This is a genomic window from Microbulbifer sp. MLAF003, assembly GCF_030012965.1.
Lineage (GTDB): Bacteria > Pseudomonadota > Gammaproteobacteria > Pseudomonadales > Cellvibrionaceae > Microbulbifer > Microbulbifer variabilis.
Map to the genome: position 1 here is coordinate 2,921,198 of NZ_CP120232.1, position 11,140 is coordinate 2,932,337.

Genomic DNA, 11,140 nt, shown 5'->3' on the forward strand with positions numbered 1-11,140 from the left:
CATGCCACCGGATGACGGCTGCTTGTCGGAACAGGAAAGTGTTGAAATCAAATTGCTGGAATTAGAGGTACTACTGGCGATGGCGCAGTTGGCAAAGGCCGAGTGGCACGCCGCCAAAGAGTCTGTGCGCGCTGAATGTCTCGAGACGGCCATTCCCAGCCTTCCCAACCTGCATCAAAAAGATGAGATGGATATGCCTATCGAGCCAATGGATCATGCCGTGGCCGAGTGTATCGAAACTCACCCCGATGTTTTTGCCGCGTGGGATATCTTTGAGCAGGTTGCGCTCGAACTCGAAGTGGAACTGGAAGACATGCATGGACTGCTTGATGAGTGGAAATCCTGCTCACATGCGCTCCATGGGGGAGCACCGCTCAGGTAGTTGCTTCAATGCACTTTATTGCCAACTTACGCCGTCAAACTTTGGATGCCTTCGCCAGTCATCTCATTTCGGCCGATGGCTACTTGCTATCAGCCCATCGTATTACAAACCCAAACCTGCGGCTGGCTGTTGAGGTGCGCAACAGGGGCCTGCCACTCTTTGCCGATAACGGCACAAAGCAGTTAATCGATTCTGTCATTGCGAAATTCTCTGAAAAAGCCAGGGAAATCACCCGCGAGGTCAAAACTCTACGCCGAAAGCTCGGTCATCTCCCCCGCGGTCGCGAGGTCCCGCCAAACCTACGCAAAAAAGCCGATGCACTGGCAGAATCCGTACTTGCCGACTGCACTGGACGATCCGAGTCTATCGATACCCTCCAGCTGATCGAACGTCAGCTGCTGATGAATCCCACCGACCTTATCGCCCAGGAAGACTTCGCCAGCACCTGCCTGGTGGCCTTGGACCTGGAACGGGAGATCACAGGCTGGACAGTGGAGCGCATTGCCTCACGCAACCGTCGCAGCTTAAGGCTCTGGCAAAAAGTAGCGGAAAACCCGCTCTGCCAGGGGCTTGCGATATATGCGGTACTGAGTGCGATGGACTACAACACGGCCCGCGACGCCGGACAACTCGCCGCAGAAGCTGGAGTAACATCCGCAGCTATGGGGCTCGCGGGTATTTGCGGTGACCTTAATGCAACGGATTTTTACGTTAGTGGTACGGCATCCTTCAAATTGGCCCGTCCGGTCCCACGGCGTTACGTGCGCCTGGCACAAGTACTTAAAGGTATTGCAGATGGCTACCAAGACCGCAACACGCGTTTGCAAAGATTTCACTGCCTGGGCCTTGGCGCTCCATCTTTGCTGCCCATTGCCGCAGCAGCCCTGCCTACAGAAACGATAGTTACCGCCGACGCCACCAGCCCTATCCATGCCGCCGCTAAAGACCGCGTACTTTATGACCCGGAGAACTTCGGTGATCGTGCAAGCACTAAAGAGATAGTTGAACGTATCTTGGAAGGCGGTAGCTGGCCGTTTCTCAGCCCTTTTACAAAATCTTTTAAGCAAAAATTTGGCCACGACCCGGATACGGCCCGGCGCTGGTGGAATACACTTGGAAACCCAGGTATCTCTTCAAAGACCCTGCGCCAAACCAGCGACCTGACCATATCCCTACCGCTATTTTGTGAGGCAGACCAGAGTATTCGCCCAGTCGCCAGGGATACCTGGATCGCACACAATCACTGGGTTCTAGGAGAACTCACCAAGGGCAGCAGTGGGCCACAGAGGCGTGATTTTGCCCATCAGATTATTGATCACTGGATTAATGGACCCTCTACGACAACCAGTCGCGGCCTTGGCGCAGCTAAAAGAATACTTGTCAATTAAGCCCAGCAACCAGATATAGCGGCTTTATGATTGAGCCCATTTTATTGTGAGCGCTGTAACAACTCCCCATATCCAGTTAAAAAACAATACAAAAACCGGGGTAAGTGCACCCAATTCAAGCCCAGCCATACCTTTTCCAGCCATCACCGGAAAAACCACAAAAAGCTGGAACGCAGTGGGGAGCAAGCTCAGGATGCTGCCTTTTAACAACAACTTCGATGACAAGAAGGGAAGAATAAAAAAAGCCCCCAAATACCCCCCAAACTACCCTGGGATAGAGCCATTCAGCGGATAAAGATGGGGTAATAGACACACCAAGAAATGGGGTTATTCCAAAGTCCCCAAACAGCCATACCACAACACTATTGGCTACAGCGCCCAAACAACCAGCCGCAAAGAAGATTAGTAATTTTTTCATTTTTTATTCTCGAATGCATGAAAGCGAACATCGCTATTTGTAAAAACATTCTTCTCAAAATAGCAAATTTTTAATCCCCCAGGTTTTGCCACCTTATAAACCTGAGCACTTTTCACCAAATGCTAAATCGGTTGGCACAGCAATTACAAACTAAACTGGCGCCAATAAAAAGTGATTATTAAACTAATCATTCCCTTCCCGAAGCTGTTCATCTCAGACCTAAACTGACAATTAAAACCGTAGCGAATAAAAGGTTACTCATTATCTTACCTGAGAAAACAAATTTATCTTGAATACCACTTTGTACCAATTAGCAGCTAAAAAAATTCATCTGCAGGACATAAAAAATAAATAATTAAGACGACCAAAAAACTGACCACGAAAATTTTTAAAAAGTGAGAACCAAGAGCCTAAGTGGTCGAAATCGCAACCCAAGCCGACAGAAAATACCTATCGTTTAGTCCAATAAATTCCTGTAATACATAAGTGGTACATTTATGGTGTTTAACGCCAAAAATCAAAATCTAAATAGGAACAAGTACTGATGAAAGTACCAGTAGTAGGAATGCTGTACCCGATTTTATTAGGATTGGCGATACATTCTGCAAGTGCGCAGTCTTTTGATGAGAGCGCCTATCAAAATAGGCAACTGCAATATATTGAAGAGGGGGTTTCTTCCACCAATGATACCGCTGTAGTCCTGCAGGCATACACTGGCGATGAGCTCAACTGGGAGGCACTGAACAAAAACCTGGATGTCTTGCGCAATGGTGGACAAAAAAATTCAGATTTCACCCTCACCAGGCTGATCCGCATTCTGTTTTTCCGCCCGGAAATTAAAGACGAACTATTTGCCGCCCTGGATGGATACCATTTCTGGTTTAAGGAAGGCGGCACTGGGGATCATGTCTTTGCCTCTGAAAACCACATGATCATGTACACCTCTGCCCAGTACCTTTTGCAGGAAAAGTACGGTGCCTTTGCAGATGACAGAACTTATAAGCGCCTAAAGCGCTACCTGGAAGTCAAAAACCAGTACGGTTTCTACGAGTTTTACTCCCCGGTCTATTACCCCTACACCTTATCGGCGCTACTTAACCTCGTTGATTTCTCTGAAGATGCAGAAATCCGCGCACTGGCCACAGGAGCTGCGCAACGCTTGCTACAGGACATCTTGCTGGTCACTAACGACCAGGGCATCCTTTTTCAGCCGCAGGCCGCAGTAACGATGGCTATCGCAGGAACGGTTCCGGCGGCAACATCAACCGCATCATCTACCTGTTAACGGGCCTGGGCAAAGAGTCAGTAAGAACACCAAGCCCCGCAGGTGTAATGCTGGCTACCTCTGGCCTGGAGATCACCGATGAGGTCTTTGAGTATTTCGGTAAAAACCTGAATATGAATTACTCGGTAGGCCACTCTCTCGGCGATGCCAGAAACAGTCTCTATGCCGACTTCCCCCGCGAAGAACGTGTGCCCTTCTACTGGAGCCAGGGAGCCTACTTCCACCCCGACGTAGCCGCTGATACCGCTTGGTTCGCCAGTAGATATCAGCTTGAAGGGTATGAAGGGCTAAAGGCCTTTGACCAATTCCTGGGTCTTTCAGAAGCGGCTGCCCCCGCTGCCGCTAAGGCCGGAGCTGTTTTCAGCCGCAGCTCGGTGCTCTCCGGTGCCAACTTCTCCATGTATAAGGATGGTGGTGTGATGATGCACTCCATTCAGAACTACTGGGGTGGTCGTCAGGGCTACCAGCAGACCCCCTGGATCGCCACCACCGGCACCCAATCAGTCTGGGCGAAGGTTGGCGATGGCAATAGCACCATGCAAAACGACCACCTGCCCAAGATTAAGCAGGTAAACAATGTCGCCGTGATCCAATACAACCCCTACCCGGAAATTGAGCTGTTCCACTCCGGCGGCTCCAACGTAGCCCTGCAGTGGCCGGAGGGGTTTGAAGAGGAAAAGCGCAGCGGCAACTGGAAGTTCGGTAAGGAAGACGACGGCTATATCGCTGTGCGTTATCCTTGTGGCAATGGTGACTCCAATACCGTTACCTGCGACTGGAACGAACAAACCTGGGTAGTGATCATGGGTAGCCAGGAGCGCTACGGTAGCTTTGAAGCCTTTAGCCAAAAGGTGATTAATGAAGTCAGCTACGATGCCGACTGGGAATGGCACGGTTCCTTCTGGAAAGGCACATTGAAATATGTGTACGACTCAGACGTAAAGTTTGATGGAACCGATATCAGCTTAACCTGGTAAACGCGATTCCTACTGTTACTGGGGAGGGGTTCCCCCTCCCCTTTATCCGATTTTAAGTTTGCAAATATTACTCCCTAAGGCTCGGGCTTGCTGCGAACTTCACCCCTAATTTTGCCTTCTACGGAAAATCCTCTCTCGACTCTAACGCGATGCCATTCAGATTAGTTGACACTATCAACCATTTAAAATAAAGTTGACAAAGTCAATCAATCTAATGCGGTATCACTGTGAGCTACCCAGCCAATGAAATCCTGCACCAGCTGATCCACGCCTACAAAAGACAGCTGCGAGCCCGTATTCAGGAGCAAGAAATTGACCTCCCGGTAAATCATATTCGCGTGCTCAAGGGAATAGGCAAATATCCGCAGAGTACCGCGCGGTCAATCGCTCTGCGAATGAATCAGGACAAGGCCCAAATTACACGGGTACTCAATGAGTTGGTTCATTCCGCACTCATCAATAAAACCGATAACCCCGATGATCGCCGTAGTCAATTCCTTACCCCCACAGCAGCAGGAAAAAAATTCTTGAAAAAGTGAATAACCTGGAAACAGAAGTTATCGCTGCAATGACCCACAACCTGAGCGAAAAAGAACTAAAAACTTTTGCCCATATCGCCAGCGTTATGATCGAGAACCTGACCGAACACTCTACTTCAGATTAAGGAGCCTAAATACTATGGCTGAAAAACGCACACGAGAGCTGGTCGTTTTGCGCTCCACAAAAATCTCAAAACATATGTTACGTATCACTCTGGGCGGCGATGGGTTTGAATCCTTTCCCAGTGACCAGGAAAGTGCCTATGTAAAACTGGTTTTCCCTAAGGGCGAAGGTAAACGCCCGCTAATGAGAAGCTATACCATCAGGCACCAACGGCAGACAGAAATCGATATCGACTTCGCTTTGCATGAAAATCAAGGACCGGCCTCAAATTGGGCGGCCAATGCACAACCTGGAGACTGTATTCAGATAGGAGGACCAGGCCCTAAGAAGCTGGTTAACCTTGAGGCCGACTGGTTTCTGCTTGTCGGAGATATGACCGCCCTACCCGCTATCAGCGTTAACCTGGCCCAATTACCTGATGAGGCCAGTGGATATGCGGTGATAGAGGTCCAAAGCGAATCTGATATTCAGCTACTCAAACACCCAAAAAACCTGCAACTGCACTGGGTGGTAAATCCCCTCCCCACCGGAGAGATGCTCCTGCCTAAAATTCAGGCACTGCCTTGGCCCCAAGGTCAAGCCGCCGTCTGGGCCGCTTGCGAATTTAATAGCATGCGTCAGTTACGGAAATTCTTTAAGCAGGAAAAAGAAATCCCCAAAACCCATATTTATATCTCCAGCTATTGGAAACTTGGGGACTCCGATGAAGGCCATAAACTCGCAAAAAAACTGGATAACGAGTAGATCTAAGAGTGAAATTAGTGGGCTTGTTTCTTACTAAAAAAGCAGAGTGAAAGAACAGGAAGCGTTTAAAACATGAATACCGATTACGAGCGCACAGGGATGTATTCACAGCGTGCCCCGGGTCCAACGTTTTCTTTCTCCGATCCACTAGTAACAAATCCATTTTCAGGTAAGAAATGGGGTTAGTGGGTTTTTAAGGCCTCAAGAGCAGCGGGGAGTAACACCCCACTGTTGAAGCCTTATTGGGCACTGGCACCAATTATTTGAGCGCCAAAATAGTTTGGCCGCATTTCACAATGGCTTTGCATTTTTTCCACCTCGGTGGCAGTGGCTCTCAATTTGCATAAGACAAGCCACTCTATCGATGATATCTATTTATCACGGTCTATCCATCCGATACCAGTAATTCGCGATAAAGCCCCGCTTATCTACTTGCAGCGCCTGTCGGGTAATTTCTGGAACGCTATTCTCACAGTGCCATTCATAGATAGTCACCCGGCCAGTTACAACTGCCGGTATAGATTTAGATGCAGGGTTGCTCTTACAGTAAGCAGTAATCGCCTCACTCGGCTCCTTCGAAGTATTCGCCTTTTCCTTGCAGGGAAGATTGGCACCGATAAAACACGCATAGACTCCGCCATCCATACAACGCCAAAAGGTGCCCCCCGCAACCCAATCCCTTGGGGCGCCCGCAGAAATACCAGCCGCCAGGTAAATACCCATTAATACCATCTGCGGTTTTGCGGGGCCTATATAGGGTTCTTCCGGGTTGTCCGCGTTGACCACAACTCGACAATAAGCCACCGGATCATTAAAGGCCCCAAGATACTTTCCTTTATTTTGCTCCGTCTCAGCCAGGCTCATACTCCCACAGAGCCAAAGAGCCACGCTCGCCAAGATACTTGTAATATGCCGAATCATATTTAACCCCTTCCCCCTGCTAGCAAGCCGCCGCCAAGCTCAATTACAGTTTTACCATTTCCTACGCAACCACTGCTCTGGCGCCAGTAGTAGCTCAAAAGTCCTTTAACGCACAGGGCTTTTTATAGATTAGCCATCCCAGCCCAACCATTCGGAAGGCTCACTACAGAAGATCAAAAAACAACCAGAAAATCAGACTGTGATCATTACGTATTAACCAGCTATCGCACCCTCTGTTGAAGCTGCTTTTACTTCAAAGCGCCCAGAGTATAAATGCCCTTGACGCCACCCGACCGCTCAATCAACATCGCCACAGCCAGGGCGAGCAGCCCCCAAATAACCCGGCTGCCCGGATGCCAGAGATCTGCGCTGGATTGGCTCTCACTATCCTGATTGCCAAGCAGTTGCAGCGCCTACCACGCGTATAATGGGCGCCACCGCGCAGAGGCCGAGAAACAATACCAGCAGCAACGCCCGCGACAACACCCGTAGCAATGCCAACACAAACCGAATTCAATTGGGCCACAGCGCCCCAGCAGTACACCAAGGACAAGAAGCACCCCATGAGCAGCAAAAGCGCCGCCGAAAAGATCAGCCAGGACAGCATCAACAAGGCCCTGTGGAATGCCTGCGATACCTTTCGCGGCACCATCAGCGCCGATACCTACAAAGACTTTATCCTCACCATGCTGTTCCTCAAGTACATCTCCGATGTGTGGCAGGACCACTACGAGGAGTATGTGGAAACCTACGGCAACGAGCCGGAGCTGATCGAGGAGATGATGAAGAGCGAGCGCTTTGTACTGCCGCCCAGTGCCAGCTTCTACACGCTGTACGAGCACCGCCACGAGCCCGGCAATGGCGAGCGTATCGATCAGGCCCTGCACGCCATCGAAGAGGCCAACGGCACCAAGCTCAAGGACGCCGGCAAGAGCGTGTTCCAGGATATCTCCTTCAACACCGATAAGCTGGGCGAGGAGAAGCAGAAGAACACCATCCTGCGCCACCTGCTGGAAGACTTCGCCAAAACCGAGCTGAACCTGCGCCCCAGCCGCGTGGGCAACCTGGATGTGATCGGCAACGGCTACGAATACCTGATCAAGAACTTCGCCGCCAGCGGCGGCCAGAAGGCCGGTGAGTTCTACACCCCACCGGAGGTGTCCGAGCTGATCGCCGAACTGCTCGACCCCCGCCCCGGCGACCGTATCTGCGATCCTACCTGCGGCTCCGCCTCCCTGCTGATGAAGTGCGGGCGCAAGGTGCGGGAACACCACAACAGCAAGCAGTACGAACTCTACGGCCAGGAAGCCATCGGCTCCACCTGGTCTCTGGCCAAGATGAATATGTTCCTGCACGGTGAGGACAACCACAAAATCGAATGGGGCGATACCATTCGCAATCCCAAGCTGCTGGACAAAAACGGCGACCTGGACCTGTTCGATATCGTCACCGCCAACCCGCCCTTCTCCCTGGACAAATGGGGCCACGACGAAGCCGGCAACGACCCCTTCGGCCGCTTTCATCGCGGTGTGCCGCCGAAAACCAAGGGGGACTACGCTTTTATCCTGCATATGATCGAAACCCTCAACCCCAAGAGCGGGCGCATGGGCGTGGTGGTGCCCCACGGCGTACTGTTCCGGGGTGCCGCCGAGGGCAAGATTCGCAAACAGCTGATCGAGGAGAACCTGCTGGACGCGGTGATCGGCCTGCCGGAGAAACTCTTCTACGGTACCGGCATCCCCGCCGCCATCCTGATCTTCGCCCGCGACAAGCAGGACGACAGCGTGATGTTTATCGATGCCTCGCGGGAATTTAAAGCGGGCAAAAACCAGAACCTGCTCACCCAGGACAATATCGACAAGGTAGTGACCACCTACCGCCAGGGCGCCGACCTGGACAAATACGCCTATGTGGCCAGCCACAAGGAAATTCAGGATAACGACTACAACCTGAATATCCCCCGCTATGTGGATACCTTCGAAGAGGAGGAGGAGATCGACCTGCTGGCCGTGCGTGCCGAGCGGCAGCAGCTGAAAGCCCAGTTAAGTGAACTTGAAGGGGAAATGGAGCAGTATTTGCAGGAGTTGGGTTATGGTGCCTAAGGGGTGGGATGTAAAAAAACTAGAAGAATTAGCTCTTGTAGAACGAGGTAAGTTTTCGGCACGCCCAAGAAATGACCCTCGCTTCTTCGGTGGTAAAGTACCTTTTGTACAGACTGGCGATGTTTCATCATCAGGTACGTATTTGAAGGCTTATTCTCAAACTCTCAACGAAGATGGGGTCGGCGTTAGTAGAGTCTTCCCCTCAGAAACTATACTTATTACTATTGCGGCAAATATTGGAGATACTGCAATAACATGCTTTGATGTTGCATGCCCTGATAGTATTGTTGCAATTCAACCAAATCCAACTATAGCTAACGTTTACTGGCTAAAAAAGTTACTTGAAACAAAAAAAGAAGATCTAGATTCAAAATCCACTCAAAACGCACAGAAAAATATTAACCTGCAAGTTTTGAAGCCTTTATCTCTTCTAACACCACCACTGCCCGAGCAAAAAAAGATCGCCCAAATCCTATCCACCTGGGATAAGGCCATCGACACCAGCGAAAAACTGCTCGCCAACAGCCGCCAGCAGAAAAAGGCCCTGATGCAGCAACTGCTCACCGGCAAAAAACGCCTGCGGGATAAGAATGGGGTTCGGTTTAGTGGGGAGTGGAAAAAAGCACCCATAAAAAATCTTGTCGAAATCGTTTACGGGAAATCACCCAAAGAAGTTTTAAGCCAAAATGGGAAAAATCCCATTTATGGAACCGGAGGAATCAGCGGTCATGCAATTGAACCTCTTTGCACTAAAACTTCTGTGCTAATAGGCAGAAAAGGAACAATTGATAAACCTATATATATCGACAGACCTTTTTGGGCAATTGATACCACCTTTTATTGTTTGCCAAAGCAAAATACACATATCAAGTGGTTTTATTATCTTGTCTCCATGTTAGGGCTAAAGAAATACAGCGAAGCTTCTGGTGTTCCCAGCCTATCGCGAGAAACCCTTTATTCCATAAAAGTATTTACGCCGACATCTTTGGAAGAACAACAAAAAATCGCCGCAACCTTATCCAGCGCCGATCGGGAAATCGAAACTCTGCAACAAAAACTCGACTGCCTAAAACAGGAGAAAAAAGCCCTGATGCAGCAGCTGCTCACCGGCAAGCGCCGGGTCCAAGTGGAGAATGCCCAATGACTTTTAGCGAAACCGTCAATCTCGATGCGCCCATCAGTGAAGCCGATCTGGATTATATAGACGAAGTACTGCACAAGTACGGCAACGACGACTCGATACTGGATATCTGCGAGCTGGACGGCTTTCTCACCGCCCTGGTCTCCGGCCCGGAAATGATTCCCCCCAGCCGCTGGTTCTCCGCCCTCTGGGGCGGCCCCGGCAACGAGCCGGAGTGGGAGTCCGAGGAAGAGATGCAGCGCTTTATGGCGCTGCTATTCCAGTTGATGAACAGTAATGCCATGGTGCTAACGGAAGCCCCCGAAGAGTTCCAAGCCCTATTCAATGAGGCCAATGAGGGCGAGCCTTCTTTTATCTTCCCTGGGGAATGGTGTTTCGGCTATATGCAGGGTGTGGACCTGGGCCAGTGGCCCAGCCTGCCCGCAGAACTTGACGCCCAACTGCAAGCCATCGCCCTGCACGCCCGCGAGGAACATTTCGATTACCTAGGGGGCTTGACGAAGGCCGAGTATCAGCAGACCGTTACCCAAATAGAACCCGCCGCCCGCGCCCTGCACCGCTACTGGCTGCAACAACGCGCCCCGGAGCCATCGCCAATCCCTCATCGAGCCGACCCCAAAACCGGCCGCAACAACCCCTGCCCCTGTGGCAGCGGTAAAAAATTTAAACGCTGCTGTTTGCATTAACCATCACCAGACAGAAATGGAAACCCTCAACTCATTGACCCTGTTTCTAAAAACTGCTATCCAATCTCTTAATTTACCCAACTAGAAGTAAGAGAGAAAACCAGTTTTTAATACTGGAAAGGGAAATAACCAGAATAAAATAGAAAAAAGGTTTGATAATGGACTACAACTTTAAACCAGATGTATTTACTCGTCTTGGAAAAATAATAAACGGTGACGTTCTCTACACAAAGGATACCGGAGACCGTGAAAGCCACAAAAAATTTATAACCAAATTCCCCGCTGAGGAGATAGAAAATCTAACTTTGGACCAATACTGCATGGGTAGGGATGCGCAGCAGGGGAATTTTGCTGGTGGCTGGAACGAGGCCTGGAAAAAGCGTTAGGCCGCTATTCTCCTGGCACGGCTCGCGGTCACGTCCTGTACAAGGAT

Annotated in this window: 14 protein-coding genes; 12 read left to right on the top strand and 2 right to left on the bottom strand. The window is 50.4% G+C overall.

The window, feature by feature from the left end; translation table 11 throughout:
• Position 1: 1 nt before the first annotated feature.
• Both P3339_RS13895 and P3339_RS13900 read left to right on the top strand, forming a co-directional pair.
• Entirely contained in the window at positions 2-382 is a 381-nt protein-coding gene (locus P3339_RS13895; protein ID WP_020415053.1) for a hypothetical protein, read from the top strand.
• Positions 383-390: 8 nt separating this feature from the next.
• Positions 391-1,770: a hypothetical protein gene (locus tag P3339_RS13900; RefSeq protein ID WP_282950874.1), complete on the top strand. Its 1,380-nt coding sequence runs from the start codon at positions 391-393 to the stop codon at positions 1,768-1,770.
• Between the two features lie 115 nt (positions 1,771-1,885).
• On the opposite strand, the gene P3339_RS13905 is transcribed toward P3339_RS13900, so the two are convergent.
• Positions 1,886-2,188 (bottom strand): hypothetical protein, encoded by a 303-nt coding sequence (locus tag P3339_RS13905; protein WP_282950875.1) that lies wholly within the window; start codon positions 2,186-2,188, stop codon positions 1,886-1,888.
• 544 nt (positions 2,189-2,732) lie between these two features.
• Here P3339_RS13905 and P3339_RS13910 point away from each other — a divergent pair.
• The 5 genes from P3339_RS13910 to P3339_RS13930 all read left to right on the top strand — a co-directional run bounded on the left by P3339_RS13910 (position 2,733) and on the right by P3339_RS13930 (position 5,857).
• The gene (locus P3339_RS13910; RefSeq protein ID WP_282950876.1) at positions 2,733-3,473 is read left to right on the top strand and encodes a hypothetical protein; all 741 of its coding nucleotides are present in this window, start codon (positions 2,733-2,735) and stop codon (positions 3,471-3,473) included.
• A 47-nt stretch (positions 3,474-3,520) separates the two neighbouring features.
• Positions 3,521-4,450 (top strand): hypothetical protein, encoded by a 930-nt coding sequence (locus P3339_RS13915; protein ID WP_282950877.1) that lies wholly within the window; start codon positions 3,521-3,523, stop codon positions 4,448-4,450.
• A 227-nt stretch (positions 4,451-4,677) separates the two neighbouring features.
• The gene (locus P3339_RS13920; protein WP_282950878.1) at positions 4,678-4,989 is read left to right on the top strand and encodes a MarR family winged helix-turn-helix transcriptional regulator; all 312 of its coding nucleotides are present in this window, start codon (positions 4,678-4,680) and stop codon (positions 4,987-4,989) included.
• Positions 4,986-5,114: a hypothetical protein gene (locus P3339_RS13925; RefSeq protein WP_282950879.1), complete on the top strand. Its 129-nt coding sequence runs from the start codon at positions 4,986-4,988 to the stop codon at positions 5,112-5,114. The genes P3339_RS13920 and P3339_RS13925 overlap by 4 nt, the downstream gene beginning before the upstream one ends.
• Before the next feature lie 14 nt (positions 5,115-5,128).
• The gene (locus P3339_RS13930) at positions 5,129-5,857 is read left to right on the top strand and encodes a siderophore-interacting protein (protein WP_020415048.1); all 729 of its coding nucleotides are present in this window, start codon (positions 5,129-5,131) and stop codon (positions 5,855-5,857) included.
• A gap of 378 nt (positions 5,858-6,235) precedes the next feature.
• On the opposite strand, the gene P3339_RS13935 is transcribed toward P3339_RS13930, so the two are convergent.
• Positions 6,236-6,778 (bottom strand): hypothetical protein, encoded by a 543-nt coding sequence (locus P3339_RS13935; protein WP_282950880.1) that lies wholly within the window; start codon positions 6,776-6,778, stop codon positions 6,236-6,238.
• Between the two features lie 236 nt (positions 6,779-7,014).
• Here P3339_RS13935 and P3339_RS13940 point away from each other — a divergent pair, with 236 nt between their 5' ends.
• From P3339_RS13940 to P3339_RS13960, 5 genes are all read left to right on the top strand, one after another.
• Positions 7,015-7,206: a hypothetical protein gene (locus tag P3339_RS13940; RefSeq protein ID WP_282950881.1), complete on the top strand. Its 192-nt coding sequence runs from the start codon at positions 7,015-7,017 to the stop codon at positions 7,204-7,206.
• Positions 7,207-7,341: 135 nt separating this feature from the next.
• A complete protein-coding gene (locus P3339_RS13945) occupies positions 7,342-8,880 on the top strand; it encodes a type I restriction-modification system subunit M (protein ID WP_282950882.1) in 1,539 nt (512 codons plus the stop codon).
• On the top strand, positions 8,870-10,024 hold the full coding sequence (locus P3339_RS13950; protein WP_282950883.1) for a restriction endonuclease subunit S: 1,155 nt from the start codon (positions 8,870-8,872) through the stop codon (positions 10,022-10,024). Before P3339_RS13945 ends, P3339_RS13950 begins: the two co-directional genes overlap by 11 nt.
• The gene (locus tag P3339_RS13955; protein ID WP_282950884.1) at positions 10,021-10,707 is read left to right on the top strand and encodes a UPF0149 family protein; all 687 of its coding nucleotides are present in this window, start codon (positions 10,021-10,023) and stop codon (positions 10,705-10,707) included. Before P3339_RS13950 ends, P3339_RS13955 begins: the two co-directional genes overlap by 4 nt.
• A 158-nt stretch (positions 10,708-10,865) precedes the next feature.
• On the top strand, positions 10,866-11,093 hold the full coding sequence (locus P3339_RS13960; RefSeq protein ID WP_282950885.1) for a hypothetical protein: 228 nt from the start codon (positions 10,866-10,868) through the stop codon (positions 11,091-11,093).
• Positions 11,094-11,140: the final 47 nt, after the last annotated feature.

Coding starts and splice junctions, on each gene's coding strand:
- P3339_RS13895 (WP_020415053.1), top strand. CDS start 2: ATGCCACCGGATGACGGCTGCTTGTCGGAACAGGAAAGTGTTGAAATC.
- P3339_RS13900 (WP_282950874.1), top strand. CDS start 391: ATGCACTTTATTGCCAACTTACGCCGTCAAACTTTGGATGCCTTCGCC.
- P3339_RS13905 (WP_282950875.1), bottom strand. CDS start 2,188: ATGAAAAAATTACTAATCTTCTTTGCGGCTGGTTGTTTGGGCGCTGTA.
- P3339_RS13910 (WP_282950876.1), top strand. CDS start 2,733: ATGAAAGTACCAGTAGTAGGAATGCTGTACCCGATTTTATTAGGATTG.
- P3339_RS13915 (WP_282950877.1), top strand. CDS start 3,521: ATGCTGGCTACCTCTGGCCTGGAGATCACCGATGAGGTCTTTGAGTAT.
- P3339_RS13930 (WP_020415048.1), top strand. CDS start 5,129: ATGGCTGAAAAACGCACACGAGAGCTGGTCGTTTTGCGCTCCACAAAA.
- P3339_RS13935 (WP_282950880.1), bottom strand. CDS start 6,778: ATGATTCGGCATATTACAAGTATCTTGGCGAGCGTGGCTCTTTGGCTC.
- P3339_RS13945 (WP_282950882.1), top strand. CDS start 7,342: ATGAGCAGCAAAAGCGCCGCCGAAAAGATCAGCCAGGACAGCATCAAC.
- P3339_RS13950 (WP_282950883.1), top strand. CDS start 8,870: ATGGTGCCTAAGGGGTGGGATGTAAAAAAACTAGAAGAATTAGCTCTT.
- P3339_RS13955 (WP_282950884.1), top strand. CDS start 10,021: ATGACTTTTAGCGAAACCGTCAATCTCGATGCGCCCATCAGTGAAGCC.
- P3339_RS13960 (WP_282950885.1), top strand. CDS start 10,866: ATGGACTACAACTTTAAACCAGATGTATTTACTCGTCTTGGAAAAATA.